26 protein-coding genes and 3 pseudogenes are annotated in these 26,757 nt (G+C 65.9%); 9 read left to right on the top strand and 20 right to left on the bottom strand.

Going from position 1 to position 26,757, the window contains the following annotated elements; translation table 11 throughout:
* Positions 1-31 precede the first annotated feature (31 nt).
* The gene (locus ACZYZ4_RS18000) at positions 32-1,297 is read left to right on the top strand and encodes a MinD/ParA family ATP-binding protein (protein WP_463863097.1); all 1,266 of its coding nucleotides are present in this window, start codon (positions 32-34) and stop codon (positions 1,295-1,297) included.
* A gap of 231 nt (positions 1,298-1,528) precedes the next feature.
* Here ACZYZ4_RS18000 and ACZYZ4_RS17995 read toward each other — a convergent pair whose 3' ends face one another.
* From ACZYZ4_RS17995 to ACZYZ4_RS17985, 3 genes are all read right to left on the bottom strand, one after another.
* Positions 1,529-2,281, bottom strand: coding sequence for an SDR family oxidoreductase (locus ACZYZ4_RS17995; protein WP_463863096.1), 753 nt, complete (start codon positions 2,279-2,281; stop codon positions 1,529-1,531).
* Positions 2,282-2,386: 105 nt separating this feature from the next.
* Positions 2,387-4,840 carry an Ig-like domain-containing protein gene (locus tag ACZYZ4_RS17990; RefSeq protein ID WP_463863094.1) on the bottom strand — a complete coding sequence of 818 codons (2,454 nt, stop codon included), beginning with the start codon at positions 4,838-4,840 and terminating at the stop codon, positions 2,387-2,389.
* 27 nt (positions 4,841-4,867) lie between these two features.
* The gene (locus ACZYZ4_RS17985) at positions 4,868-5,494 is read right to left on the bottom strand and encodes a hypothetical protein (protein ID WP_463863092.1); all 627 of its coding nucleotides are present in this window, start codon (positions 5,492-5,494) and stop codon (positions 4,868-4,870) included.
* 363 nt (positions 5,495-5,857) lie between these two features.
* Here ACZYZ4_RS17985 and ACZYZ4_RS17980 point away from each other — a divergent pair, with 363 nt between their 5' ends.
* A complete protein-coding gene (locus ACZYZ4_RS17980) occupies positions 5,858-6,196 on the top strand; it encodes a hypothetical protein (protein ID WP_463863091.1) in 339 nt (112 codons plus the stop codon).
* A gap of 160 nt (positions 6,197-6,356) precedes the next feature.
* Here the strand turns inward: ACZYZ4_RS17980 and ACZYZ4_RS17975 are convergent, their stop codons facing one another.
* Complete coding sequence (locus ACZYZ4_RS17975) at positions 6,357-6,698, bottom strand: hypothetical protein (RefSeq protein WP_463863089.1); 342 nt, start codon at positions 6,696-6,698, stop codon at positions 6,357-6,359.
* A 121-nt stretch (positions 6,699-6,819) separates the two neighbouring features.
* Between ACZYZ4_RS17975 and ACZYZ4_RS17970 the strand changes: the two genes are divergently transcribed.
* Positions 6,820-8,028 carry an MFS transporter gene (locus tag ACZYZ4_RS17970; protein ID WP_463863087.1) on the top strand — a complete coding sequence of 403 codons (1,209 nt, stop codon included), beginning with the start codon at positions 6,820-6,822 and terminating at the stop codon, positions 8,026-8,028.
* Between the two features lie 15 nt (positions 8,029-8,043).
* Here ACZYZ4_RS17970 and ACZYZ4_RS17965 read toward each other — a convergent pair whose 3' ends face one another.
* The 3 genes from ACZYZ4_RS17965 to ACZYZ4_RS17955 form a co-directional block, all read right to left on the bottom strand.
* A complete protein-coding gene (locus tag ACZYZ4_RS17965; RefSeq protein ID WP_463863085.1) occupies positions 8,044-8,499 on the bottom strand; it encodes a hypothetical protein in 456 nt (151 codons plus the stop codon).
* Entirely contained in the window at positions 8,492-9,148 is a 657-nt protein-coding gene (locus tag ACZYZ4_RS17960; protein WP_463863083.1) for a signal peptidase I, read from the bottom strand. Before ACZYZ4_RS17960 ends, ACZYZ4_RS17965 begins: the two co-directional genes overlap by 8 nt.
* Positions 9,149-9,233: 85 nt before the next feature.
* Positions 9,234-9,836 carry a TasA family protein gene (locus ACZYZ4_RS17955; protein WP_463863081.1) on the bottom strand — a complete coding sequence of 201 codons (603 nt, stop codon included), beginning with the start codon at positions 9,834-9,836 and terminating at the stop codon, positions 9,234-9,236.
* A 310-nt stretch (positions 9,837-10,146) separates the two neighbouring features.
* On the opposite strand from ACZYZ4_RS17955, the gene ACZYZ4_RS17950 reads away from it, so the two are divergent.
* Positions 10,147-11,619 carry an APC family permease gene (locus tag ACZYZ4_RS17950; protein WP_463863079.1) on the top strand — a complete coding sequence of 491 codons (1,473 nt, stop codon included), beginning with the start codon at positions 10,147-10,149 and terminating at the stop codon, positions 11,617-11,619.
* A gap of 96 nt (positions 11,620-11,715) precedes the next feature.
* Here the strand turns inward: ACZYZ4_RS17950 and ACZYZ4_RS17945 are convergent, their stop codons facing one another.
* From ACZYZ4_RS17945 to ACZYZ4_RS17915, 7 genes and pseudogenes are all read right to left on the bottom strand, one after another.
* The gene (locus ACZYZ4_RS17945; RefSeq protein ID WP_463863077.1) at positions 11,716-13,170 is read right to left on the bottom strand and encodes a TrkH family potassium uptake protein; all 1,455 of its coding nucleotides are present in this window, start codon (positions 13,168-13,170) and stop codon (positions 11,716-11,718) included.
* Between the two features lie 11 nt (positions 13,171-13,181).
* Positions 13,182-15,164 (bottom strand): APC family permease, encoded by a 1,983-nt coding sequence (locus ACZYZ4_RS17940; protein ID WP_463863076.1) that lies wholly within the window; start codon positions 15,162-15,164, stop codon positions 13,182-13,184.
* A gap of 653 nt (positions 15,165-15,817) precedes the next feature.
* Positions 15,818-16,492 (bottom strand): annotated as a pseudogene (locus ACZYZ4_RS17935) (cation diffusion facilitator family transporter); the annotation flags it as partial.
* The gene (locus ACZYZ4_RS17930) at positions 16,489-16,815 is read right to left on the bottom strand and encodes an ArsR/SmtB family transcription factor (RefSeq protein WP_463863074.1); all 327 of its coding nucleotides are present in this window, start codon (positions 16,813-16,815) and stop codon (positions 16,489-16,491) included. The pseudogene ACZYZ4_RS17935 and the gene ACZYZ4_RS17930, both read right to left, overlap by 4 nt.
* 54 nt (positions 16,816-16,869) lie before the next feature.
* Positions 16,870-17,208 (bottom strand): YnfA family protein, encoded by a 339-nt coding sequence (locus ACZYZ4_RS17925; RefSeq protein ID WP_463863072.1) that lies wholly within the window; start codon positions 17,206-17,208, stop codon positions 16,870-16,872.
* A 164-nt stretch (positions 17,209-17,372) separates the two neighbouring features.
* Positions 17,373-18,281 (bottom strand): phosphatase PAP2 family protein, encoded by a 909-nt coding sequence (locus ACZYZ4_RS17920; protein ID WP_463863070.1) that lies wholly within the window; start codon positions 18,279-18,281, stop codon positions 17,373-17,375.
* A gap of 142 nt (positions 18,282-18,423) precedes the next feature.
* Positions 18,424-19,671 carry an MFS transporter gene (locus ACZYZ4_RS17915; protein ID WP_463863068.1) on the bottom strand — a complete coding sequence of 416 codons (1,248 nt, stop codon included), beginning with the start codon at positions 19,669-19,671 and terminating at the stop codon, positions 18,424-18,426.
* Between the two features lie 190 nt (positions 19,672-19,861).
* Between ACZYZ4_RS17915 and ACZYZ4_RS17910 the strand changes: the two are divergent.
* Positions 19,862-20,405 (top strand): annotated as a pseudogene (locus tag ACZYZ4_RS17910) (transposase); the annotation flags it as partial.
* A 32-nt stretch (positions 20,406-20,437) separates the two neighbouring features.
* Here the strand turns inward: ACZYZ4_RS17910 and ACZYZ4_RS17905 are convergent.
* Together ACZYZ4_RS17905 and ACZYZ4_RS17900 are read right to left on the bottom strand one after the other, a co-directional pair.
* Entirely contained in the window at positions 20,438-21,067 is a 630-nt protein-coding gene (locus tag ACZYZ4_RS17905) for a cysteine hydrolase family protein (RefSeq protein ID WP_463863066.1), read from the bottom strand.
* A gap of 172 nt (positions 21,068-21,239) precedes the next feature.
* Positions 21,240-21,893, bottom strand: a complete 654-nt coding sequence (locus tag ACZYZ4_RS17900) for an MsnO8 family LLM class oxidoreductase (RefSeq protein ID WP_463863064.1) — start codon at positions 21,891-21,893, stop codon at positions 21,240-21,242.
* Positions 21,894-22,057: 164 nt separating this feature from the next.
* Between ACZYZ4_RS17900 and ACZYZ4_RS17895 the strand changes: the two genes are divergently transcribed.
* A complete protein-coding gene (locus ACZYZ4_RS17895; RefSeq protein ID WP_463863062.1) occupies positions 22,058-22,645 on the top strand; it encodes a CGNR zinc finger domain-containing protein in 588 nt (195 codons plus the stop codon).
* 201 nt (positions 22,646-22,846) lie between these two features.
* Here the strand turns inward: ACZYZ4_RS17895 and ACZYZ4_RS17890 are convergent, their stop codons facing one another.
* Positions 22,847-23,353, bottom strand: coding sequence for an SRPBCC family protein (locus ACZYZ4_RS17890; protein ID WP_463863060.1), 507 nt, complete (start codon positions 23,351-23,353; stop codon positions 22,847-22,849).
* A 14-nt stretch (positions 23,354-23,367) separates the two neighbouring features.
* The gene (locus ACZYZ4_RS17885; protein WP_463863058.1) at positions 23,368-23,700 is read right to left on the bottom strand and encodes an ArsR/SmtB family transcription factor; all 333 of its coding nucleotides are present in this window, start codon (positions 23,698-23,700) and stop codon (positions 23,368-23,370) included.
* Positions 23,701-24,179: 479 nt separating this feature from the next.
* Here ACZYZ4_RS17885 and ACZYZ4_RS17880 point away from each other — a divergent pair, with 479 nt between their 5' ends.
* Both ACZYZ4_RS17880 and ACZYZ4_RS17875 read left to right on the top strand, forming a co-directional pair.
* Positions 24,180-24,767: a GAF and ANTAR domain-containing protein gene (locus tag ACZYZ4_RS17880; protein WP_463863057.1), complete on the top strand. Its 588-nt coding sequence runs from the start codon at positions 24,180-24,182 to the stop codon at positions 24,765-24,767.
* Between the two features lie 31 nt (positions 24,768-24,798).
* Positions 24,799-25,200 (top strand): Hpt domain-containing protein, encoded by a 402-nt coding sequence (locus tag ACZYZ4_RS17875; RefSeq protein ID WP_463863056.1) that lies wholly within the window; start codon positions 24,799-24,801, stop codon positions 25,198-25,200.
* Between the two features lie 168 nt (positions 25,201-25,368).
* On the opposite strand, the gene ACZYZ4_RS17870 is transcribed toward ACZYZ4_RS17875, so the two are convergent.
* Positions 25,369-25,506 (bottom strand): hypothetical protein, encoded by a 138-nt coding sequence (locus tag ACZYZ4_RS17870; RefSeq protein ID WP_463863055.1) that lies wholly within the window; start codon positions 25,504-25,506, stop codon positions 25,369-25,371.
* Positions 25,507-25,633: 127 nt separating this feature from the next.
* On the opposite strand from ACZYZ4_RS17870, the gene ACZYZ4_RS17865 reads away from it, so the two are divergent.
* Positions 25,634-26,638, top strand: coding sequence for an o-succinylbenzoate synthase (locus tag ACZYZ4_RS17865; protein WP_463863054.1), 1,005 nt, complete (start codon positions 25,634-25,636; stop codon positions 26,636-26,638).
* Positions 26,639-26,643: 5 nt separating this feature from the next.
* Here ACZYZ4_RS17865 and ACZYZ4_RS17860 read toward each other — a convergent pair.
* Positions 26,644-26,757: pseudogene (locus tag ACZYZ4_RS17860) on the bottom strand (IS5/IS1182 family transposase); the annotation flags it as partial.

Raw genomic sequence — 26,757 nt, 5'->3', positions numbered from 1 at the left:
CGGTGCGCTGCAGGATGCCCAGACAGGAACCATGCCAGCAGTAACGCCAGATCTTTCCAACACCTCCGACGCCGTCACCCCCGTACCGCGCCGCAGTTCCTGGGCGGAGGCGGCGGCCGCCGCCGACCAAGCCAGTCCCGCACCTTCGGCTCCCATCACCTCTGTCCCTGCGCCCACCCGCCGGCCCGCCAGGCCGCCGGTCACCGCGCAGCCGCAGGCCGGGCAGCCAGCCGAGCCGGACTCAGGCACCCCCGCAGTGGCGTACGACGGCGCCGAAGCCGCGCCGCCGTCGTCGTACGTTTCAGACGAAGCACCGGCGTTCCGGCGCATCCGCCCCACGGCGGCAGACGTCATCGCCGACAGCCCCATGCCTGACTTCATCAGCTCCCCGGGCCTGTTCGTGCGCGAACAGAAACCGCGGCCGGTGGGCGGCGTCCGCGGCGCCCTCTACTCGCTCACGGGCGGGGCCTGGAACATGGGGCCCGGCGCCAAGCAGCGCGAGGAAGACGAACTGGGCCGCCGCATCTCACGCCAGCTGCAGGGCAGCTACAACACGGCGGTGCTGAGTCTCAAGGGCGGCATCGGCAAAACCTCCACCACGGTGGGTGTGGGCCTGACGCTGGCCGAATTCCGCGGCGACCCGCCCTGCGCCATCGACGCCAACCCGGATTCCGGCGACCTCGTGGAGCGCGCCCTCGGCGAGGGGATCTACCAGCAGGCCAGCCCGCGCACCATCACCGACCTGCTCAAGAACATCGACGGTGTTGACTCCCTCACCGCGCTGGCCCGGTACATGCACCACGCCGGCCGGCTGCACCTGATCGCGGGGGAGCAGGACCCGGAGGTCTCCGACTCGCTCACGGCCGCCGAGTACCTGCGGATCCGCAAGCTCATCTCCAGCTACTACTCCGTGGCCCTGACCGACTGCGGCACCGGCGTGACCCACAACGCCATGAGCGGGATCCTGCAGTCCGCGGACAACCTGATCATCGCCGCCGGGTATGCCGTGAGCGGGGCCAAGCGTGCCCGCAGCACCCTGCACTGGCTGGCGAGCCACGGGTACGAGGACCTGGCCCGGAACGCCGTCGTTGTTATCACAGACAAGGACGAGGTCTCCTCCCGCGTGGACAAGGACGCCATCGAGGAGCACCTCGCCGGGATCTGCCGCCAGCTCATCGCCGTCCCGCACGATAGGGGTGTAGCCGACGGCGACCTGGTCACCCTGGACGTGCTGAAGCCGGATACGCGGCGGGCATACAAGGAAATCGCAGCGTCGATCGTGGACGGGTACCGGTAGGGGTTCGTTCCTCCGTTCCCTACTTTCGTGGGCGCCGGAATCTTGAGTGAATGCACCTTGCCACCTTTGGCTGATCCTGAGCAGCGACCCCTAGCGTCAGCGCATCAGCCATATGAAAGGTGCGTCAACGATGACCATTCTTGAATACCTCACAGGCCTGGCAATCACCCTCGGGTCTCTCATGGGCATCATGGGGCTCTCTGCCGCGGTGATGCGTCACAGGCAACGCCACTAGTCGACTGGACGCCTGGTTTCCAGCCACTCGTGGAACGTCTGGCGTCCGACGGCGGAGCCTGCCGCCGGGACCAGGTCACCACGACGCATGGCCTGACCCATGGCGCCGGGTGCCGGTACCTTCACGACCAGCTTCCGCTGCCCGGATTTCCGCAAGTATTCGCGGACCAGATCCGCGAGCTGCTCCCGACGGGGACCGCCAAGATCAGCAACCCGTCCGCGGGGTCCCTGCTCTGCTGCATCCACTAACGCCCCAGCTACTTCCCGCGCCGCGACCGGCTGAGTGATCATCTGTGGAACCAGGACCACCGGGCCGATCGAGGCGGCGTTGATGGCCATAGGCACAAACTCGTGGAACTGAGTGGACCGCAGGATGGTCCACGGCACCTCTCCGTGCCGGACGGCATCCTCCTGCGCGAGCTTCCCGGCGTACAGGCCAGAAACAGCCGTGTCGATGCCTACGATCGAGAGCGCAATATGGTGCCTGCACTGAACCGCCACCTCAGCTGCGAGCAGGTTCCGGGTGGCGGCGGTGAAAAAGTCCACGGCCTTCCTGGTGGAAATCGTCTGGATTCCGGAGACGTCAATAACGGTGTCCACACCGTGCAGGGCTTCGTGCAGGCCGCGGCCCGTCGACAGGTCCACGCCTTCCGATCGGGTCAGGCTTGTCACCCGATGTCCGCGGTCCCTGGCAATAGAGACGACATGTTGGCCAACGGCCCCGGTACCTCCTGGAACGGCAATATGCATGCTCAGATCCTATGGCCGGACCGGCGTTCCATCTGCAGCAGCTCATGTCAGAGGGAGTGGCTGGGTTTCGACAGGCGCCGGGGACAGGCTCAACCACCGGATCCGTCAGAAGTCCCGGTCCAGCGTCCCTGTCTCGGTGGCCGGCGCCGTGGAGGAGGCGACGCCCGCGCTGCTGGTGACGGACGACGTCGGGCTCCACACCATGGCCGCCGCCGTGGACGAGGTGCGCAGGTTCGCGCTGCCGCTGGCCGCGCTGCCCAGGGTGACCGTCACTACCGTGCGCGGCACCCCGCCGGTGGTCACGGTTGCCGCGGTCATGGTGGCGTTCAAGGTGATGGTCTTGCGGTTCTTGGCGAAGTCGGCCTTGGTGTTGACGGTGCCCAGATTCACGGTGCTGCCGGGCCGCTGGACATCCAGGGTGTCGCCGCTGTTGCCCAGGCCCAGCAGGGTGCCGTCGCGCAGCCGCACCGTCACCGGGAGCGGGGCGCCGGCCCAGCCGGGCGTGACGCTGGCGAGGTTGACCTGCTGGCTGTACGTGAAGCTCAGAGTGTCGCCGGCATCCAGTTTCCCGAGTGCGCCTGAACCGTTGGTTGCCTGGACGTCGGTGGCGCGCAGGGGGCTGTTGTCCACCCGGCGTCCGGTCACGGTGGCGGAAATGGTCTCCTTGCCGGCGGCGTCGGTGAGGATGGCGCGGAAGTCGTAGAGGCCGTCCGGGACGATGGTCGTGTTCCACGCGCAGGCGAACGGTGCCGCCGCGAGAGTACAGCGGGTGGTCCACGTGGTGGTGCCGGCCGGGGCCGTCTGGATCCGCACGCTCCCGACGCCGGCGGTGGAGTTCGCTGCGGCGTTCAGGGTGACGGTGCCGGTCAGGTAGGCGCCCGGATCTTCGACGGAAACGGAGGAAACGGTGTTGTCCACCACGCGGTTGGCGATGGCTGCGGACGCCGTGCTGTTGCCTGCTGCGTCGGTGGCCACGGCGCGGAAGCTGTAGCTGGCGTTGGCCAGGGTGGTGGTGTCGAACCGGCAGGAGTACGGCGCCACGTCCACGGTGCACATGGGCAGCCAGGTGCTGGTGCCGGTCCGGGCGTACTGGAGCTGCATCTGGGCTATGCCGGAATGGGCGTCCGCCGCGGTGGCGGTGAACGTCCTGATGCCGCTCAGCGGGGTTCCGGGATCAACCATGCTGACCGTGGGTGCCAGGTTGTCCACCAGGATGTCGGTCAGTGTTTCGGAGTAGGTGCTGCTGGGGCCGGAGTCCGCCACAGCCCGGAGGTCGTAGTAGTCGTTGGCGAAGGTGCCGGTTGCCCAGGTGCAGTTGTACGGGGCGAGGAGCGCGGTGCAGAGCGTGTTCCACCTGTTGGCCCCGGCCACGGAGTATTCCACGCGGACGGTGCTGATGACGCCGGGGGGATTGAACACTGTAGTGGACAAGCTGACCGAGCCGCGCTGGATCTCGCCGGGATCGGCAAGGACCACAACATAGGTGTTGGCCACCCGTGTTTCGAGGATGGCCGAGGTGGTGGTGAAGCCTGCGTTGTCGGTGGCCACGGCGCGCAGGCTGTAGCTGCCGTCCGTCACGGACGTGGTGTTCCAGCTGCACGAGTAGGGCTGGGCGGCGGGCGTGCAGAGTGCAGTCCAGGTGCTGGCCCCGGCCCGCTGGTATTCGACGGTGACGCTGCGGAGGCCGGATTCGGCGTCGGCTGCGTCAGCGGTGAGGGCCACGGTGCCCTTCACCGTGGCTCCGGGGTTGGCCAGGCTCACGGTGGGTGGATTCCAGTCGGCGGAAGTACCGAAGGTGTTGGCGGCGTTGGCCGTGCTGGCGGTAAAGGCGGCCGAGGAGAAAACGGTGGCGCCGGCAATGACCAGGGCCACCAAAGCCGCAACGAGGCCCAGTGTGCTGCCGGTGCGGAGGCGAAATGATTTGGTGCGGTGCGCCTGGGTGCTGTGGGCAGGCGGGGGAGTGCCGCCGTCGTCCGTCTGTTCTGATTGCCCTGCGGGACGCCCGCCGAAAAGGGCCGCGACGACGGCGAGCAGCGTCAGCACTGACCACAAGGCCAAGGCCGGAAAGTTGCCCAGGCCCAGCCACAAACCGGGGAGCCCGATCGACGGAACGAGGATGCGGGCCTGGCCCGAGATCTGCCCGCGGTCCAGAGGGGTGCTGTCCACCTCGGCGTTGGCGTCCCCGGCCGTGACGAAGGTGCCGTCCGGATTCTCGGCCACGATCCGGTGCAGGCGGGTCTTTTCCACGCCGCTCGGCTCGGCCTCCGCCGGGCTGGTGAACTCGACCACGCCGCCGACGGGAACCCGCTGGTCGGGACCGAATGCGGCCGCAAGGACAACGTCGCCCGCGCTGATGTGCGGCTCCATCGAACCGCTCTGGACCACCGTGCCGTGCCAACCCAGCAGGGCAGGCAGGACCGCAATCAGGGCAAGGCTAAGCATCACGCCCAGATACAGCCGCGACAGGGTGGACGCCACAAAGAGCGCCCATCCGTCGGCGGAAAACAGCGGGCCCCACCAGGAGGAGTTCTGGGCGGACCCGGGTTCCTCCCGGTTCACAGTTTTGCTAGTGCCGTAACCTCGTGGCTAGGGCAGGACCGGGGACTCGTCCGACTGGAGTTCCCACACCAGGTCGAGGCCCACCCGCGCACCCTGCAGGGCGTTGATGGCGTCCTGGCTCAGGCCGGTGGTGTCGAACCGCCACGTGCCTCGGTAGCTCTGGGCCTCCCCGGGAGTGCCGGTGGTATCCCAGGGTGCGCCGCCGGTGGCGAAGTCCCGGTTGACCGCGGCCAGTCTGGAGATGGGCAGTTCCGGGATTGTGTTGGCCGTGGGTGTAAAGCCGGTGCAGTCATTGAAGGAGCCGCCGGTGCCCCGCTCAAGATCGAAGAAAATCCGGTCCTCCAGGCCCTTCGAGGTGATCAGGTTCTGCGTGTAGACCCTGACCTCACCGGGCACGTTGGCGTTGGACGTGACCACGATGCACTTCTGGCCGGTCTGGCCAGGCACAATGTTCTCCACCGTGAAGGCCGCTGCCCCCAGGTCGTCGTCCGTGAGCACCACGTTGCCGGTGCTCCAGGCGCTACCGGCGTTGCGGGTGGAGGCGGTGAAGGCCGCTTGGGAGCCCTGCCAGACCATGCCGCCGGCCACCAGGACCGCCAGCGGCCCGGCTGCGAGCAATGCGATTTTACGTGTACGCGGGGAAGGATTTTTCATGGCTGAGACCTTTGCTTTGAGACCGATGAATGCGATGTTTTCTGCCCGGCCTGTCCAGCGAATCCATTTTTGGTGTCCCGCTAGCCCTTAAGCAATGAAACCAACAGGCACTGGCAGTATGACAGACGATTCCAGCCAATTGTCAGTAAGTTCACATGTTTCGAATTGTCAGTAACGGAAATGTCTAATCCGGGTGAGTGCGGGGGCTGGCCGGGTAGGCGCCGCGGCGGGCTCCGACGTAAACGGGTCGGGATGTTGCGCATGTCACATTCGTTGCCTATTCTGAATGAGGCTGCAGAGGCGCGGCCATTGGTCGCAGCGTCGCGGCCTCCGGCTGCAGCGTCGCAGCCACGCAAGGAAGGCATGATTATCTTGTCCGAAAAGCTCAGCATTCTTGTCCGGGTAGATCTCGACCACGCGAAGGCCCAGGTTCTCGCCAAAGGCCACGTCACCGTGCACAGCATTCAAGCCCTCTACGTAGTGGTGAAACGCGCCAACGCCTTGAAGCACAACCTCGACCTGGAATTGGACGTGCGGAATGCCCGCGTCGATCCCGAAGCAATGCGGCAACTGCAGGCCTGCTCCGAGACGCATCACCTGCCCGCCAGGATTGACCCGCAGCAGACACCCTGCACGCTGAGCATCCTCGCGCCGCGCCGTGCCACCGCCAGGGCCACCGAGTTCAGCCACGCCGCCGCCTGACCCCGCACGTGCGCCACACCGTTTAGCGCGAACTCCCATTTGCGCGAACTGGCAGCAGATGACCTCAAATGGGGGATTTGGCGTCATCTGCTGCCTGTTCGCGCTTGGAAGAGGGGCTTAACTGTCCCTTCGCGCTTTAGTGGAGGGCCGCCGGCGGGGGTTATCCGACGGCGGGAATCCCGCCGGCCAGTTCCGCCGCCGCGGCGAGTGCCCAGCGGTCGCTCTGCGGCTCGAAGAAGACCACCATGGACGCGTCGGCTTCGCGGGCCTCGTCGAGGGCGAACAGCAGGGCATCCTCCAGGTGCTGTGCGTGCTCCAGCCGTTCGGGAAGCTTGCCTGGCAGATCGCCGTCGTCAATCACAACGTGGGCCTTGCCGTCCACGATGACCTTCAGGGCAAAACCCTGGTCCTCATGAAGAGACCCCCGGGTGGACGCGATTTCCGTGACTTTGTCGGCCCGGACCAATCCGTTGTTGATGGTGCGGATCCACACTTCACCCATGAGCCCTCCTTAGCTGTGAGGGGCAGGCGGGAGCGCCCCACAAGGCAAACGTTAGTCCTCGCGGGGCCGCTTGTGACCCCCTGAAAGCCGGCGAATTTCCGGCGGGCATAAGATAAATCTGATGACTTCGCCCGGAACCCCACAGCCGTTCAATTTCCGAAGCATTGCCATACCCGCGTTCGGGCCGGCGCTGCTGTTCTGCATCGGCGAAGGCGCGGTCCTCCCGGTGGTGGTCCTCTCCGCCCGCGACCTCGGCGCGTCGGTAGCGGTGTCCGCACTGATCGTCACGCTGATCGGGCTCGGCTCGTGGTTTTTCAACCTTCCCGCGTCCCTCATCACGCTCAAGTTCGGTGAACGCTGGTCCATCGTCGGCGCGGCCGCGGTGGGCGCCCTGGCGCTCGCGGCCGCAGCCATGTCATCCATGATTCCCAACGGACTGTGGCTGCTCGCGGTGGCGATGGCCGTCGTCGGGATGGCCGCGAGCGTCTTCAGCCTGGCGCGGCAGAAGTACCTCACCGAGGCGGTGCCCGTCCGGTTCCGGGCGCGCGCGCTGTCGACGCTGGGCGGGGTCAGCAGGATCGGCATCTTCATCGGGCCGTTCATTGGTGCCGGCGTGATGCAGTTCGCCGGGATCGCCGGAGCGTACTGGGTGGGGGTGGTGGGCATGGCTGCGGCCGCCGTTTTGGCGGTCACCATCCCGGATCTGGTGGTCCCGCCAGCGCCCGACGGCGGACACAAGGGTCCGGAGCCGACGCTGCGGAATGTGGCGGTTTCGCATGCCGGCGTGTTCCTGACGCTGGGTGCGGGGGTCCTGCTGCTCAGCGCGCTGCGCGCGTCCCGTCAGGTGGTCATCCCGCTGTGGGCGGACCACCTGGGCATGGATGCGGCGCAGGCATCGGTGATTTACGGGCTGTCCGGGGCAATCGACATGCTGGTGTTTTACCCGGCCGGCAAGGTAATGGACCGCCGCGGCCGGCTGTTCGTGGCCATCCCGTCCACCATCATCATGGGCATCGCGATGCTGCTGATTCCGCTCACTGCTTCGTATGCCGGGCTGCTGCTAGCGTCACTGCTTATTGGCTTCGGCAACGGCATCAGCTCCGGGCTAATCATGACGCTCGGCGCCGACTTCTCGCCCGACCGCGGCCGCGGCCAGTTCCTGGGGCTGTGGCGGTTCATCGCCGACGCAGGATCCACCGGCGGGCCCGTCCTGCTCTCCGGAGTGACGGCGCTGGCCACCCTCGGCGCTGGGGTCTCGGCTACCGGTCTCCTGGGGTTTGCGGCGGCCGGCGTGTTCGCCGTGGTGCTTCCGCGGTTGCGGCAATCTTAGCTGAAGGCGGGCTGATCAGAAGCAGGTATACGTGCGAAGCAGCGGCGGACTGGTCCAAGCGTGGGCGGCGTCTACTTTGTAGATTGCTCGGATCTCGAGCTTGAACACGACTGTCTGGCCGCCCGAGTTTGCCGTAAATACTTGATCTCCGTTGTATGTCAGCGCTTGATCCTTCGAGGACGCGGTTCCACCGGCGTCCGCCGAGATCCGTAGTGCGTTCGCGTACGGCAGCGAGCCCGTGGCGGCCAACGTGACAGTGAGGGTCTTCTTGCTCTGGCTGCAGCTGGCATTCAGCGAAATCGAGGAAGTCGTCGGGGTGTTCAGGGTGGCCGTAGAAAAGCCTGTTGACGCTTGGCTGGCGGACCTAAAGGAGGCGCTTGCTGCGGGGGCGAGGGTCAGGCCCAGAACGACGACGAGCGTCACGCCGATGGCACGCACCACCCTGCCGGCTTCCGATGTGCGGCTACTCACGGACTGCTGGTTCCGGGTCCTTGCGCCAGATGGACGCCAGCAACCCGATCACCAGCACGGCCGGTGCGCCGTACATGAAGGTGTTCAGGACAACCGGCTGGCGCAAAGTGCGAATGACTTGACCCATGTAGGGGACCGTCAGGACGTGCCGGTCAACGGTCGCTCCCTTGAGGGTTGCGGTCCAAGGATCCACGCCGTTGTTGGCGTCACCTTTGGTCCGCACAGCCGTCGTCCCGTCCGCATTTGTGAGTATCTGGGTGACGCGGTGGGTTTCCACCCGGTGGTCCTCGACGGGAATGAGGTAGGTGATGATGTCGCCCACCACGATGTCACCGACTGGGGTGGGGGCCGTGACCACAACGTCGCCGGCGTTGATCAGGGGGGACATCGAGCCGGTGAGCATCGTGGACGTCTGATAACCGAGGACCCGGGGACCAATAGCGAGGAAAAGGAACGCGGACACCGCGACGACGACCATTGTCGTGGTGAGGACGTTGACCCCGCGGCGAATGCCGGTTTTGAAGCGCGACGCGGCCCGTGCAGGGATGAAGGTCCCAGCGCCGCCGCGGGAGGTGCGGGGGCGCTGGGACAGCTCAGTTACCTGGGCGGCGCTGCCTGCCGCTGTCGGAATTTCAGTTACTGCGCTCATCGCTTTCCAGCCTTGAGGAGGGTCCGGTGGTGCTTCTGGCTATCGGTGCGGGGTTCGTAACTCCGCCAAGACTCAGGCCTGACGGCTACTTGACTTGGCCAGTGCGCTGCGTCGCGTCGAACGTGAAGCCGATGGTGCTGGTCAGGCCTTGGAAGGTGTCGTCTGCCGTAGAGGGCAGGGAAGTGGTGATCTTGAGCTTGTCCTCAGCTCCAGCCGTAGTGGATGACAGGCCGGTGAGTGCCGTTCCCGTGCCGATGATCGCGCTCTTAGCCAGAATGGTGGACTTGATCCCTGCGCAAGTGTCTTCCGCGGCAGCCACGACTGTCCAGGCGACGGTGCAGGACTCGATGGTCAACTGCAGGCCGTTAGTTGCCTCGGCGGTGAGCTTTGAGGCGACGGTGGGCGCTGTGGTGAGCGTCACGGTGTTCAGGCTGGAGTTGCCAGTGTTCTTCAGTGTGGCGAACTTTTCGACGGAGTCACCGGGCAGGAGGCCGGTGACGGCGACACTCAGGGTCCCCGGATCGGTCAGGTCGATATCGACGGTGCCGGCAGTGACCTGCTCGTCGACCCGTGTTGTGGTTCCCGTGAATGCACCGTAGGTGCCCATGCCTGCGACTGCGGCGGCAGTGCCCACCAGTGCGACGGAACCAAGAATCTTGCCGGAAGTGGTTTTCATGCTGATGCCCATGAGAAGAATCCTTTTCGACCTTGCCCACCCCAGGTGGGCCAGCCGCCCCCCAGTGGGCCGACCGTGAATGCCAGGCTCACGTGGGCTGGCAAAAACCACTTTTCACGACCAGGCGCAACTTAAGCCCGCGAATTCCTCAAGATTGCGTCAAGGTTTCTTGTGTTTTCGCAGGTCAGGGCCAGGCTCTAACACTGCCGTGAAATGCCATCTCGCTGCCAAGAAGACCCGGCTGGACCTGTTGCCAAAGTGACGCGCAAGGATCACCCTAAAGTAGGCCACGTTTGACGTATTGAGTGTGGAGGTCAGGGCGATGAGCACCACTTCAGATGACCTGTTTCCGGCAACTCCGGAGGCAGAGACACACGAGCTCAAGCGGGTCCTGGGCCCCAAGCTCCTCCTGCTGTTCATCGTCGGCGACATCCTCGGCGCCGGAGTGTACGCAGTCACCGGAACCATGGCAGGGACAGTGGGCGGCATCGTCTGGCTGCCGTTCCTGCTCGCGTTCGTCGTCGCGACGCTGACCGCCTTCTCCTATCTCGAGCTGGTCACGCAGTACCCGCAGGCGGCAGGGGCGGCGCTCTACACCCACAAGGCGTTCGGCATCCACTTCGTCACGTTCCTGGTGGCATTCGCCGTGGTCTGCTCCGGCATCACCAGCGCCTCCACGTCCGCGAACGTCCTCGCGCAGAACTTCTTCGGCGGCCTGGAAATCAACGGCTGGATGGATGTGCCTGCGCAGGGCGTAATCACCGCCGTCGCGATGGGATTTATGGTCCTGCTGGCCGCAATCAACCTGCGCGGCGTGGGGGAGAGCGTGAAGTTCAACGTGGTGCTCACACTGGTGGAGATGATCGCCCTCTGCATCGTGATCGGCGTCGGTTTCTACGTCATGACGCAGGGCACCGGGAACGCCGGAGAAATCTTCGTCTTCAACGACTACCAGGACAAGGGCCTGTTCCTGGCGGTTACCGCAGCGACGTCCATTGCCTTCTTCGCCATGGTGGGTTTTGAGGACTCGGTGAACATGGTGGAGGAGACCAAGAACCCCGAACGGATCTTCCCACGAAGCATGCTGACCGGCCTCGGCATCGCGGTGCTCCTCTACATGCTGGTGGCCGTCTCCGTGGTCAGCGTGCTGTCGCCCACCGAGCTGGAGAACATCCGCGAGGCAGAGGGCGCCGCGCTGCTGGAGGTGGTGCACAAGGGCTCGCCGGACTTCCCCATAGACAGGGTCTTCCCGTTCCTCGCCGTCTTCGCTGTTGCCAATACCGCGCTGATCAATATGCTGATGGCGAGCCGGCTGATTTACGGCATGGCACGCCAGAACGTCCTGCCGCCTGCGTTGGGCAAGGTCCTGCCGGGCCGCCGCACCCCGTGGGCCGGGATCCTGTTCTCCACCGTCCTCGCGCTGGGACTGATCTGGTACGTCACCAGCGACACCAAGAGCAACATCGTGGCCAACCTCTCCGGGACCACGGCGTTCCTGCTGCTGTGCGTCTTCACCGTTGTGAACGTGGCCTGCCTGGTGCTTCGCCGGAAGAGGGACCTCACCCGCAGGGTGTTCTTCACATCGCCGGGGCAGCTGCCGCTGCTCGCCGCCCTGTTGTGTGCATTCCTCGCCGGGCCGTGGGTGGGCCGCAACGTCATCCAGTACCAGATCGCCGGGGGACTGATGGCGATAGGGGTGGTGCTCTGGTTTGTTACCTGGTTGATCAACCGGCGGACGAACAGGGCCGAAGGCGAGCCGGTAGTGACTCAGAACATCGGCAAGGATGACGCCTAGGCGCCTGTAACGGTGCTGACGACGGCGGCGGGCTCAGCGCGTTGGCGCGTCCCGTCGTCGTACGTTTCCGCTGCGTCCGGCGAAGGGCGGGTTGTGCTAGCCGATGATGGGGCGCTCCTCCGGCAGGCTGTAGCGGCGGGGCCGGGAGGACAGGGCCAGCGCGGATGCGACCGTCACGGTACCGATTCTGCCGAGGAACATCAGTGCTATGAGCACCCATTCGGCCGACGGCGGGAGGTTGTAGGTGATGCCGGTGCTCATCCCCACGGTGGCGAACGCGGAGATGGATTCGAACAGTACTTTTTCCAGGCTGTAGTCGGTCAGCATCAGCAGCGCCAAGGTGCCGCCCACCACCGCGGCCACACCCAGCAGCGCCACGGACAGGGCCTGGCGCTGGGAGGAAGCGCTGATGGAGCGGTGGGCGATGGTCACCACGTCGCGGCCGCGGATCTCGTTCCAAATGGAGAAACCCAGTACCAGGAACGTGGTGATCTTGATGCCGCCGGCGGTGCCGGCGCTGCCGCCGCCGATGAACATCAGGATGTTGGTGACCATGAGCGTTTCCGGTGACGCTACGCCGTAGTCGATGCTGTTGAAGCCGGCAGTGCGGGGGAAGACGCCACCGGCCAGGGAGCCCAGCAGTTTGCCGGTCAGGGACAGTCCGCCGAGTGTTTCGTCCCTGTTCCATTCGAAGGCCGCGAAAAGCGTGGTACCCAGGGCCAGCAGCGCCAGCGTGCCGTAGATCGTCAGGCGGAGATGGACGCTCCAGTTGCCGGCTTTGACGTTTCCCCGGAGCAGTTGGATGATGACCGGGAACCCGAGGCCGCCTCCGATGATCGCCAGGCAGATGGGGACGATGACCCAGGGGTCCTCCGCGAAGCCGATGAGGTTGTCGCTGTACAGCGCGAAGCCGGCGTTGTTGAACGACGAGATGGCGTGGAATACACCGTGCCACAGCGCCGTGGCCGGGTTCTGGTCGTAGGCCAGCCAGAAACGTCCGGTCAGGACCGCGGCGGTGGCTGCCTCTATGCCGACCATAAGCTTCGCCACGCGGAGCAGCACGGCGCGGACGTCGCCCAGGTTGAGCGTGTGCGTTTCGGATTGCGCCACCAGTTGGCCGCGCAGGCCGATGCTTTTCCGGACCAGCAGGGCCAGGAGCGTGGCTAGCGTCATGATGCCGAACCCGCCTACCTGGATCAGTCCGAGGATCACGGTCTGCCCGAACGGCGTCCAGTACGTGGCCGTGTCGACGGTGATCAGCCCCGTGACGCAGACGGCTGAGACGGAGGTGAAGAGCGCGGCCATCAGGGGGTCGGTTCCGGGGTCGCTGCCGGTCCGGGCGGCGGGCAGCATCAGCAGGGATGCTCCCAGGATGATGACTGCCAGGAAGGCCAGAGGTACCGAACGGACCGGGTGCGAGAGGGCCCGCCGGACAGCATTCTCCTTGCCGGCTTTGACGGCTTTGCCCTTCCATCGGGCAGGGCCGGGGCCGAGTCCCTTCACCCGTAGGGCAGGTCCCTTCGCGCCGGGGACGGCGCCGCGTGCGGTCATTGGACTGCCCGTCAGCCCACGTGGATGCCGGGGCGGCGGGCAGGATCGGGCTCGTTTTCCCTGATGATCTCGCGGACCACGGGGGCGGTGTCTCCGCGTCCCAGCAGCAGGTAACGCATGAGGTGCGCCAGGGGATTGCCTTCTGCCCATTCAAAGTAGGCGTGGGGCCGGACGCCGGTGGCGTCGCGGAGGGCCAGCAGGATGGCGGCGATGGCGTTGGGAGCGGCCGGGCTTTCGGCGCGGAGGACGCGGTGTCCGCCCACTTCGATGCCGCGCACCTCGAGGACATCGCTGAAGCCCGAGGGATCGGTGACTTCGATCTCCAGGAAGATCACATCGGCGGTTCCGGGCACAGGGTTGTTCTCCCGCTGCTGGGCTTCCTTCTCGCGGTATTCTGCGGCGTCGCGGGCCTGCGGGCGGTTCGCGATCAGGTTTATCCGCCCGTCAAAGTCGAGCGTGTGGGTGATGAAGTTGCGGGCTTCGTCGTCGAACTCGATCTTGTGGACCCGGAGTTCGGTGGTGCGGCTGACCCGGGAGACGAGCGACACGACGATGATGCCCAGGATGAAGAAGCCGGAGATTGCGATGCCGTCCGGCTTGGCGATGACGTTGGCCCCCAGCGCGTACAACAGGATCAGGGTCAGGATGGTGAAGCCGACGGCGGCGCCCAGCCTCTTGCTGCGGGCGGCGGAGATGCTGACCGCGACGGCGCCGGAAACCATCATGGCCAGGATGCCGGTGGCGTACGCGCCGGCCTGGGCGTTGACGTCGGCGTTGAAACCGATGGTGATCAGGATGCTGATGGCGGTGTACACCAGAACGACCGGGCGCACGGCCCGGGACCAGTCCGGGGCCATCCCGTAGGACGGAAGGTAGCGGGGAACGATGTTGATCAGCCCTGCCATGGCGGACGCACCAGCGAACCACAGGATCAGGATGCTGCTGACGTCGTAGACGGAGCCGAAGCCGTTGCCCAGCAGCTCATGGGCCAGATAGGCCAGGGCACGGCCGTTGGCCTCGCCACCTGCCTGGAAGGCCTCTGCAGGGATCAGCACCGTCGTCACGAAGCTGCTGCCCAGGAGGTAAACGCTCATGATCAGGGCGGCCGTGGTGAGGAGCTTTCGGGTGTTCCGGACGCGGGCGGCCAGGCGTTCCTCAGCTGTGGCGCCGTTGGCCGCGACCAGTGGCATCATGCTGACGCCGGTCTCGAAGCCGGACAGGCCCAAGACCAGCAGCGGGAAGGCGAGCAGGGCAGGTCCGGCGATGTCGCCAAAGCCGGTTCCGGCGGACGTGAGCGCCGCGGTCCAGTCAGCCATGGCACCCGGCTGTGTGACGGCGTCGTAAATTCCCGTTCCGATGATCACCGCGTTGAGCACGAGGAAGATGCCCACCAGGGGGATGGCGACGGCGACCGCTTCGGAGAATCCGAGCAGGAACACCCCGCCGAGAATGAGCAGGAGCACCACGGTGATGGCGACTGCCTGGCCGTCCAGGAAGGGCGGCAAGTAGGGGTTCTCGAGCATGTGGACGGTGGCGTCGGCCGCGGAGAGGGTGATGGTGATGATCCAGGAGGTGGCTACGAATCCGAGCAGGATGAGCACAAAGATTTTCCCGCGCCAGAACGGCAGGAGCTTTTCCAGCATGGCCACCGATCCCTGTCCGTGCGGGCTTTCGTGGGCGACCCTCCGGTACATCGGCAGCATGCCCAGCAGGGTGAGGCCGACTATCAGCAGGGTGGCCAGCGGGGAGAGCGCCCCGGCGGCGAGGGCGGCGATGCCGGGCAAGTAGGAGAGGGTGGAAAAGTAGTCCACCCCGGTGAGGCACATGACCTTCCACCAGCTCTGGGTGGGTGCGTGGTCCTCAGCAGTTTCCGGGCCCACCGGCTGGTGGACCGTGTGTTCCAGCAGCCACCGGGTGAGCCCGTTTCCGGGTCCCTCGTCGCGTTCCGGATTGGGCACGCTGGCGGGAATGGAGAAGCGGGTGGGTGCAGTCAACGGGTAACTTTCTATACCCCGCGCCGGCGGGATTGGGGTGCATAACCAACGGAGCCTAGCACCGCGCCTAGGGCCGTTAGCGGGCAAACCCGGGATCTTAACGCATCCTTAACGCCGCCGGGGGCTGATCCCAGTCAACCCCCGGGAAACTGGAGGCAAACGCGTTCCTGACGAATCCTTAATGCGCAGGCACCGAATATTGACGCGGTCTTAACGGCAACGTGGACGATACGGAACCGGGCACCTCATCTCTGCCGCTTTACTGCTGCGATCCTGTCCGCCCCGGACCCATCTCATCGAGAGCTTCAGGAGTCAGCGGCCAGCGTGGAGCGCAGGGCCGCGTGAAGCTCTTCCAGTGGCGGAACGCCCGAAAGGGTGGGCCCGGAACGGTAGAGGCGGCAGGAGAGCGCGGGTGTGCCGTTGCCCGGAAACAGGTCCCGGCCCGCTGCCCTGAAGGTCGGGGAGCCGCGGAAACCGAGGGCTTCGGCCTCAGCGTCGGAAGAGACCTCCCTGAGATGCACTGTTTCTGAGATTCCTTCCAGTGCCAGAGCCCTGGCAAAAACGTCCCTGGCGGCCGCGGTGTTCGGGCAGCCGGGGATGCTGAGAAGTTCAAAGTCCACGCCAGTGCCCGGTGACGGCGCGGACGCGGGGGCGGCGCAGCAATCGTCCGCTTTCCATTCGTCAGACTCGGCGGCGTGGGGGACTGTGCAGCAGGCCTCGCCGCGCCAGGCGTTGATGCCTTCGCGCACTGCGATTGCTGCAATCACGAGGGCGGCGCCGGCGTCGGCCCACCACCAGCCCATGGTGCTGTTCAGCAGCAGGCCGGCCAGCAGGACCGCTGAGAGGTACGTGCACAGCAGGGTCTGTTTTGAGTCGGCCACCGCTGTTCGTGAACCTAGTTCCCGCCCGGCCCTGCGCTGCAGCCAGGACAGTACCGGCATGATCGCCAGACTCACGGCCGCGATGACAATACCGATGGGGGAATGCCGGGGCTCGCCGGCGCCGAACAGCGAGCGGACCGCATCCACGGCGACAAAAGCGGCCAGGGCAAAGAAGGATACGGCAATGATCCGCAGGGTCAGCTGCTCACGCCGTTCGGGGTCCTTCGCGGAGAATTGCCATGACAGGGCCAGAGCGGACGCAACTTCGATCACCGAATCCAGCCCGAAGCCGATCAGCGCGGATGAATCGGCCTCGCCCCCGGCCCAAAGTGCCGCGGCGGCCTCGATCACGTTGTAGGTGATGGTGGCCGCGGCGAACAGGCGGATGCGCCGGGCCAGTACGGCCCGGCGGGAAGCGGAAGGCGCACTCTGCATAATCGCGGTCATGTCAGGCAGGTCCCGTCGGCCGCGCAGCATTCTGGGTCCACGGCCAAGACCACGGCCAGCAGATCCCTGATCGCATGGCCGAGACGGGCGTCGGCGAGCTCATACCGGCTGCGGCGCCCGTCCGGTACGGCAACCACCAGGCCGCAGCCGCGCAGGCAGGTCAGATGGTTGGACATGCTCTGCCGGGACACGCCCAGCGACTCCGCCAGGTCCGAGGGATACGAGGGGGCATCGGCAAGGGCCAGCAGGATCCGCGCACGGGTCGGATCTGAGACCGCGTACCCGAAGCGCGCAAGCACCGGGGCATGGGTGACGGTTTCCATGAACCTAAGGTACATCAAAGCCTGTATTCAGCCATCCGTGTACATCGGTGGTTCCTAGCCGGCGTCGCGTGGGGCGAACATGATAACAGCAACGCCGAGTAGGCAGATCGCGGATCCGACGAGGTCCCAGCGGTCCGGCCGGAACCCGTCGAAGGCCATGCCCCAAGCCAGGGAGCCGGCCACGAAAACGCCGCCGTAGGCGGCGAGGATGCGCCCGAAGTGGGCGTCAGGCTGCAGGGTGGCCGCGAAGCCGTAGATCCCCAGGGCAATGATTCCCAAGCCTGCCCACCACCACGCCCGGCCCTCGCGGACCGCCTGCCACACCAGCCAGGCGCCGCCGATCTCGGCGGCCGCGGCCAGGACGAACAGCAAAATGGACTTGGCGATACTCATGGACCCATCCTGCCACTGCCTGCGGGCAGGCTTCGTCGAGCGCGGAACGTCGGAGACCCATGGCTCACGGCATGCGCTGATGGGTCAGGTTAATCGGATTGCCGTTCCGCGAATAACGATGCTAATGCGAGTCACATTGAGAGTTAGAACGGGCGGCGGTGGGTTCAGCGCCTCGGCGCGTCCCGCCGTCGTGCGGCGTATGCGAACAGCGACGTGGTGGCCGTGGTGGCCAGGTACCCGGCGATCACGATGAGCGAGATCCCGGCCCAGAAGTAGTTGGTGGTGCTGCCCTCCTGGAGCGGGCCCGGGGCGATCTTGGCCAGCGAATACACCGCCACCCCCGCCGACGCGAGCCCGATCACCACCGGCAGCGTGAGCCAGATTTTCGCCGAGCCCACATGCCTGCCGAAGCCGTCCCACACGTTCCACGCGGCGCCATTCCGCATGATCAGCCAGCCGGCGGGGATCATAAAGGCGCCCACCAGGAGGAAGGCTGCGACGACGTCGGCCGGGCGGTGCCACTGGTTGATCAGCGTGGACACCCCGGAGGCGATCGCGAACGTGCCGCCCACGAAACCGGCCAGCGGGCGCCAGCGCGGCGAGGCCATCAGGAACACCGCCGCCGCAGCGGACGCCGCAAGGGTGGTGTGGCCGGACGGCAGCGAGTTCAGCTCCAGCGTCACCACACCCTTGTCCGGGCGCGCGGGCAGCATTTCCTTCAGGACCTGGGTGGCGATATTGGCCCCGATGCACGCGGTGACTGCAATCCCTGCAGCAGACCACCGCCGTCGGATCACTGTGACAAACAGGACCACGACGGCGGCCACCACCAGTGAGATGGTGGGCAGCCAGTCCAGGAACTCAGTGGCTGCCTTGCCCGCGGGCCCGTGGATGTCCACGGCTTCAACCAGCGCGGATTCATCGATGAACTGGCCCGTGGTGGTCTGGACGAAGTAGTAGTAGGTGGCGGTCAGACCGACAACGCAGGCGAGCCAGGCGAACGCGAACATAAAGCCGGAGCCCGGGGTGGGGCGGGTAGGGGTCCGCGGTTGTGCCTGGCGTGGAATGGTCATCGGTTAAGGGTGTCACAGAAAACTGTGAGGGCTCGCACGGTTACCTCGTGGCCCGAGCTGACCGAATTGCGTAACTTTTGGGCGTGCGCCGAGGGCGGGCCCGCGCCAACCCAGGGAAATGCGTCCGTGCGTGCGCCAAAAGTTACGCATTCCGGTTAGCGGCTCCGCCTGCGGGCCCGGCAGGCCCGGTGGTTCCGGCTGCCCGGCCCGGCGGGGCGTGGGGAACCGCAGCGTTTGGGAGGCGGGGGAGGCTGGCCGCCGCGACCAATAGCGCCAGGGCCCCGAGACCGAACGGCAGGGCGGTGAGGGTGGCGATGCCACCCACCAGCAGCGGCCCGCCGGCGTCGCCGAGTTCACGCCCGAGCTCCGCCGAGCCCATGGTCCGGCCCATCCGCTCCGGCGGCGTGGTGTCGGCCAGATGCGCGAAGCCGAGCGGTGTGGCCAGTCCCACGCCCGCCCCAATGGCTGCCGCGGCAATGAACAGCGTGACCGGACCCGGGATGAGCGCCAGGAGTGCGACGCCCGCGGCGGTAAGGAGGAGTCCCGCCGTCGTCCCGCGGTTATCGCTAATGCGGTGAGTGTCGCGCAGCCTGCCGATCCAGGGCTGGGTGAGCACGGATGTGATGGCCAGGACACTGACCGCGGCCGTCCCGGCAACCGGGCCAAGGCCGTGCCGCGTGGCCAGGGCGGGAACGAACCCGATCGCCGCGCCGAGTGCTCCCGTTGAGGCCGCCAGCACCAAAGTCGGAACCAGGAAGCGCCGCTCAGTGACCTGGCGGGCAAGGTCCAGAACTGTGTATCGCTGACGGGGGAGCGGCGCCAGGCGGGGAACGGACACCAGGACCCACGCGGCGGTGGCCGCCGCCAGCACCGAGAGGGCCCCAAACAGCAGGGCAAACCCGCCCGCCAGGATCAGGCCCGCGCCCAGCAGCGGGCCGATGACGTAGCCCAGGCTCTTCCACGAACCGTACCGGCCGAAGTAGGTCCCGGCCTTCTTGCCTCCCGCCAGCCGCGCAACCATCGCGGACGACGCCGGCGAAAAGGCCGAAGCCGCAGCACCCTGCCCCAGCCGCGCCAGTCCAAGCATCAGCGGATCCGCCGCCCAGAGGCCGATCAGCGACAGCACCGCAAAGGCCAGAAGACCGCCGACGATGACGGGCTTGGTTCCGATCCGGTCGCTGAGGGCGCCGAAGACCGGCTTGAGGAAGACCTCGGAAACGTCATAGAGAGCCAGCAGGATGCCGAGGTTGAGCAGCGTCAGGCCGATGTTCTCGCTCTGCGCCCCCATGCCGGCAGCGATGCTGTGGGCGCCGAACGCCGTGACGAACCCGGCCGCGTACAGGGGGACGGTAGACGCCCGGGCGTTCACTCCGTGTGCCGGGGCGCTCACGAGGGCACTTCGATACAGGACGCATGCTTTCGGGAAATCACACCGCAAAGCGTAACAACAGCCGGTGATGGCACTGTGCGCGGGCCCAAGTAGCTGGCAATTAACGGTAATACAGGAAATGGTCTTGAGCCGGCGTGACTCAGCAAAAAACTGACGTGCCTGGCGGCACTGTCTTACCCTCGATACCAATGCCCCGATGCTCTGCGACCTGCCAGCTGTCGGAATGGAAGTAGCGAGCCAGCTGCTGGTCACCGTCGGAGACAACCCGGAACGGATCGGCAGCGAACCCCAGTTCGCGGCCCTCGTCGGGGTCGCGCCCATTCCGGCATCGTCAGGAAAAACGACCCGTCACCGACTCAGCCGGGGCGGTGACCGCAACGCCAACCGTGCCCTGTATCAGGTTGTCCTGGTCCGCATGGCCTCGTGCCAACGAACCAAGGACTACGTGGCCAAACGCACCGCGGAGGGCAAGAGCAAACGGGAGATAATGCGCTGTCTCAAAACGATACGCAGCCCGGGAAATTTCTCGCCACATCACTAACCCCCAGGCAGCCCCGGACAACACTGATCTTCGTAAGCTGCGCGCCAGGCTCGGTTGCACCATCACGACCGCTGCCCGCGAACTTGGCCAATGGCCCTCCAAGATTTCACTCCTGGAACGGGGCCTTCTCCGCAACGACACCCTCGCCACGACCTATCGCCAATGGCTGACCGAGCAACAGTGGGTCGCCTAGCGCATCACCGGTCGGAGTCGTACTTGGGATTTCTACCGTGTGCTGCGGCCTTGTGCGGCGGAGGTGATGAGGTCGCTCTTGGTCAGCGGCGCGCCCGTACGCAGTGCTGCGGTCCAGGTCTCGGTGTCGGTGACGGCGGCCCAGTTCGAGTGCAGCAGCGCCATGAGGGTCTGATGGACCTGGCGTGCGGGCGCGGTGCCGGCGTCGTTGGAGAGGTCGATTGCTCCGGTCGCGTCTGAGAGGACTTCGACGGCGAATCCGAGAGGCTCGGCGGCCGCGGCGGAGGCGATCACGCAGTTGTTTGTCATGTACCCAACGAGAGTGATCGTGTCTATGCCTTGTTCACGCAACCAGGCTTCGAGGTCGGTGTCTGCGAAGATGCTGGAGAACTGCTTGCTGATGCGCTTGGCTGCGGCGTTCTCGTGGGCGGCTACTTCGGGGTGGTTCTGCCAGGTCGCCGATCCGGATGCGAACACCGGGGCTTCTGCCGGGAGTTCGTGCTGGACGAGCACCACCGGCGTTCCGGTTTGCTGGGCGGTGTTGATCGCGGTCTGGATGCTGGCGATGGAGTCATCGCGGGCCGGGTATTGAATCGGGAGCAGTCCGTTGAAGTATTCCTGTTGGGCGTCGATGACGATCAGGGCTCGGTGCGGTGCGGTCATGGGGTTCTCCTTATATGGGGTTGGTTGTGAACGTGTGGCATGTTGGCATGGGTGCTACTGCGCGGCGGCCGAAAGCGGTGCCCCTAGGTGGGGCAGTGCGTAGTGATCGGCGATCAGGGTGATCCCGCGCTGGTCGAGGGTTGTCGAGTGGCCGCCGACGACGAGCATCATCTCATCGACACCGGTGCGCTCGTGCAGGGCTTCGAGACGGTCGGCGACAGTAGCGGCGGTGCCATGGAAACTGCGGTTGGTGTAGGCGTCGAGGATCTGCCGCTCCTGAATACGGCCGGCCGAGCTGCCCGGCCAGCTGTGCTGAGTACGGAGAGGAGCCCAGCACCCACACCTCCGGGGCGGTCGAGGGCGCAGGCACCCGGTTTTCCATTGCCTGCCAGGGGCCGGGCACCGCGTGGACCTGCCGGTACGGGTGTCCGGGAGGGAACTCGTCACCCAGGAACCCGAGCAACTCGCGCACCTGCTGCGGGAATCCATCGTTGGCATCCCCGCCCCGACGCAGAGCCGTAGCAGTCGCCCCATCAGTGCCAGGGGCGCGTCCCAGCCCGAGATCAATCCGGCCCGGGGCGAGAGCCTCCAGCATCCCGAACTGCTCGGCGATCAGCAACGGTGCGTGGTTAGGCAGCATCACCCCTCCGGCACCAAGGCGGATGCTCGTCGTCTCAGTGATGAGGCGGGCGACCATCAACGGAGGTGACGACACCGAGGTCGCCCCCATCGCATGATGCTCAGACATCCAGAACCGGTGATAACCGCGCCGGTCCGCAGTCCGCGCCAGCGAGATCGTGCCCGCGAGCCCCTCCTCAGAAGTCATCCCCACACCGGTGCCGCCCGCGGAAAGCACGGACAACGTGAACGGGGCCGTGCCAGATGGTCGACCGAAGTGCATACAAACTCCTCATGGAAAAACGTGCTTTTTGGCGTGATTGGAGCCTAGCAGTTGCCTCACGCTTAAATGAAACTGATACCATGAGAACCATGTCGGAGACACTGCTAGCAGCCGTACCAGGTGCCGAGGAGCATCCCTGCCTCGCGCTGGTCAACAGCGCAAGTGACCTGCCCGGAGGCAGACGCTACGACGAATTGGGCACCCCCGAGGCTGCGGTGGCTTGGCTGATGGCACGCGATCTCATCGCATCGGAGTCTGTGCTGCACGAGCACTGCCGGGGCAGACTCGCGGCGCTGCGCGCAGATCTGCGCGATCTCTTCACTGCGCACACCACCGGAGACGTCCCCACGACAGCGGCCGTGCATGCTGTTAATCGTGCGCTGACGTGCTCCCCCGGCGCGCTACTGTTGCGGTTCGACCCGGCGGCAGGGTTCACCCGTTGCACCGACCATCCCGTGACACAGGTCGTCGAGCACGTCATGGCCGTCATCGCCGATGATGCTGCCTCGCTGCTAAGCGGCGACCAAGCATCGCTGCTCGCGTCCTGTGAAGCGGACTCGTGCGAACGATTCTTCCTCCGCACCCACGCAAGACGGCAATGGTGCTCAACCCGTTGTGGCGATCGAGTCCGCGCCGCACGCGCCTACGCACGCAAACGCGCGATACACAGCGCATGAATCATGTGCCGCCGAAGCCAACTTCGGTCCGGTGGACCAAGCGCACTCAGCTTCAAGGAAAACTTGTGAGCCAAACCCGGCCCACAAGTTCTCTTAGCAGGCTGCCATGCTCACCAAGTCAGGATTTGACGCCTATAGGAGCATCGTCGTGACATTCGCGAATGACGACGTTAATTGCTAGTTACTTGGGCCGGAAGAGCCTCAGGCCAGGGACGCCGCCAGCTCCTCGATGATCTCGAACTGCTCGCGCACGCCGCCTTCCATGCCGGACTGCGCAATCATGTCCCGGACTTCCTTGCTCCCCGCGTCGGTGCGGATCCGCACGGTGGTGCCGCCGCCGTCGGCCTCGTCAAAGGTGACCGTATTAAGCACGGCGCCCTCCTCGCTGTCCGGCGCGGTGCCCGGCATCTCCATCACCTCCGTGTGGACGATCCGTTCGTTCGGCACAATCTCGCGGTACGTCCCGTGGAAGGCGACCTGAAATTCGCCGTGCGCCAGCATCACGTACCGCCACGCGCCGCCGACGCGGAAGTCCATGGCCGCCACGGTCATCTCGCCCCGCAGGCCCGGCCACCATTGCTTGACGAGGTCGGGCGTGGTCCAGGCCCGGTAGACGAGATGCCGGGGTGCGTTGAGGGTCCGCGTGATCAGGATTTCCGTGTCGCTGGGGAACGTCACGTCCATGGTGCTGCTGCTTGCCTGTGCCATTGTCCTGCTCCTTTTCAGTGCTCTTCTTTGAGGTCCTCCAGCACGTCCTCCAGGAGATCGAAACGCTCCTCCCAGAGGTGCTGGTAGCTGGTCACCCAGTCATGGATGGGTTTGAGGGCTTGCGGATTGAGCCGGTAGAGCCGCCGCCGGCCTTCGTCACGCACGACGACGGCGCCCACCTCGCGCAGCACCCGCAAGTGCCGTGACACGTGCGGCTGCGCCAGGCCCAGGAGGTCCACCAGCTCGTTGACCGGGCGCTCGCCTTGCGTGAGGGCGTCCAGGATCTCCCGACGGCGGGGCTCAGCCACCGCGTTGAACGCATCTGCCGTTGTTGCTGCCCGTGCCATACCGCGATTGTATACCCATATGTATATGCGTTGGAAGGCTCGTCCGCCCGAGTGTCGTTGAATCGAAAAACGAGTACATACTACGCATGCTTTCTTTCTCGCTGCCGCATAGCGTCAGTTGAGGGTCCTGGGGGACGGTTTAGCACGTCGACTTTGGGGGAAGGGGGCAGGTCATGAGCCGAGAGCTACGCGCACGTCAGCAGCTTCGGGCCGGTGAGGGAAGCAGCAGTGCACCGCGGTCCGGCAGGCCATTGCCGCGCCCGCACACCGCAAACGCGCCACGGTCGTTCGGCCAGTCCGGCAGCAGCGCCTCCCCGCAGGCAAAAGGTGCCGGGCCAGCGAGCAAAGTCTACGAGACGGGAGCCCCAGGATTTCTGTTGGATTTCCGCGCAAACAGGGAGGAAGATTCCCTACGCCTACTCGCTCTGGCTGCAGTTTCAGCTCTCGCCGAGCGTACCGGACATGCTCTGGAGGGCGCCGTGACTCTGGCCCGGCGCGGCCAGACACCGCTCACATCAGGTAACAGTGAGCGTGCCATCGGCCTGGCCAGGTGGGACCAGGGCAATGGTGACGGTCCGGTGTCGCAGGCGTTGTCTGGGCGGTTGGCCATCATCGTCAACGACTTTTGCCGGGATCCTCGATGGCCCGGGTTCTGGCGTCCGCTCCGGGATGCCAGCTACCGGTCGGTGGTGTCTGTGCCACTTCCGCTGGAACCAGGATGCTCCGCAGCGTTGACGCTTCTGACAGACAAAACCAACGCCTTCACTCCTGCTGTACTTGCCGACGTCGTGGCCTTCAGTAAAGTTGCAGCCCGCAGCTACCTCATGGCATCAGAAATCAGGGAAGCCATGGCCGCGGCCTGTCATCTGCGCACGGCAATGCAGGGCCGGACCTCGATCGATGTCGCGTGCGGGGTGATCATGGGGCAGAACCGGTGCACTTATGAGGAAGCCTTCAAAATTCTCGCCAACGCCTCCAGCCACCGGAATGTCAAGGTTCGGGTGCTCGCGGAATCCCTCCTTGAGGATATGCCCGGGGGAACCCCAGCCACGCATTTCAAGGAGTGAAGTGGTAGCCCCGTCTGACGGAAGGACACTCATGGCGCAGGACGACGCCAACGCCCTGCCCCTCCTTGATCCGGCAGTGCTGGACAGGCTGCGCACCGAGCTCGATGACGATGACGGCGTGTGGAAGGTGTTCCTTCAGAACTTCATCGAGCATCTGCCCCACAGGACTGAAAAGGTGCGACTGACCCTCAGCACCGGTGACCTGAACGGTGCGATGGATGCGGTCCTCAGCCTCAAGACTTCCAGTCAGATGGTAGGCGCGGAACGCCTGGCTAAACTTGCCATGGACCTGGAACGGTCCCTTCGTCAAGAGAGCGTCGACGCTGAGCCGGCCCGGGTCCTGCCCCGGCTGGCAGCGGACCGCCTTCGGCAGATCATACGCTGCGCCCGGCAGACCACCTTTCTTTTGCAGAAATACCTGCACTCCGGGTGAGGCAGCAAGTGGCCAGGGTCCGGTTGCAACCTTTGGGCTGCGGTCAGGGCTTTGGGTCGCAGGATGTGTCCGGTCCGTACCGCAGCCAGTCCGGCATCGCCGCGGTGAACGCGTCCGGATTTCCGGGGTGTTGGTTACCGTCCAGTCGACCCTGCCCTGGACCTCAGCTTAGTTCTTGTCCCATTCGAACCAGTTGATCATTTTCAGCTGAGGGAAGCCCGCTGCGGTGGCTGGGCTGAACAGTTGGCCCCACCATGCCTGAGCCGTCACCAGCTCCCAAGGATCAGCCTTGGTTCCTTCAGCCACGACCATACCCACTTTCCGGGAGTCTGCGTTGAGCTTCAGCCTAGGCAGCAACCCAACGCGTAAACAGCGGACCAAGCGAACGCTTCCAGATCCAACGCGGACCTTTCCGCACTTGTACAGTGAATCCATGCCCGCCACCTTTCCCGCCTTGGACGAACTGCTCGCCACGGCGCATGTAGTCAGCCTGCCCATGCGGGTGAAGTTCCGCGGCATTATGGAACGCGAAACCCTGCTGCTGCGCGGCCCGCTCGGCTGGGGCGAGTTCTGCCCGTTCCCCGAATACGCCGACGCCGAAGCCTCGCGCTGGCTCGCCGCCACCATCGAGGCCGGTTGGCACGGCTTCCCGTCACCCGTCCGTTCGGTGATTCCTGTCAACGCCACTGTGCCTGCCGTCCCCGCGGACCGGGTTCCGGAAGTCCTGGCCCGGTTCGGCCGGGTGGACGCCGTCAAGATCAAGGTGGCCGAACGTGGGCAGACGCTCGACGACGACGCCGCCCGGGTTGCCGCCGTCCGTGCCGCCCTGCCGGACGCCGCCATCCGCGTCGACGCCAACGGCGGTTGGGACGTGCCCACCGCGGTACCGGCACTCACCCGGCTCGCCGCCGTCGGACTTGAATATGCCGAGCAGCCGGTGCCCACCATCGAGGGGCTCGCCGAGGTGCGGCGGCAGCTGCGCGCCGCCGGAACGCCGGTGCTGATCGCCGCCGACGAAAGCGTGCGTAAGGAATCCGATCCTCTTCGTGTGGCGCGGGCCGGCGCCGCGGACTTGCTGGTTGTTAAGGTCGCGCCGCTCGGGGGAGTGCGGCGCGCGCTGGACATCGTAGCGCAGGCCGGGCTCCCCGCCGTCGTCAGTTCGGCGCTGGACACCTCCGTGGGCATCCGCGCCGGGCTGGCCTTGGCGGCTGCCCTGCCCGAGTTGCCGTACGCGTGCGGCCTGGGGACGGTGTCGCTGTTCACCTCGGATATCACGCTGGATCCGTTAGTGGCCGACGACGGCGCCATCCGCCTCCGCGACGTCGCCGCCGACGCCGGGCTGCTGGAGCAGTTTGGGGCTTCAGCGGAACGCCGCGACTGGTGGCTGGCCCGCCTCGCCAGGGTCCACGCCCTCCTGGCAGCATCGGCTGCTCCGTAACGGCCCTAGGGCATGTCTCCTAATTCCTTGAGCCAGATGGTGATGGCGCGGAGGACGACTCCGCCGCGGTAGGTCAGAGCGAGCTTGTCGTAGCGGGTGGCGAGGCCGCGCCATTGCTT

The sequence above is a fragment of the Pseudarthrobacter adonitolis genome, from assembly GCF_055412845.1.
The sequence above is the reverse complement of the archived record's forward strand: the minus strand, read 5'-3'. Positions and strand labels throughout refer to the sequence as shown.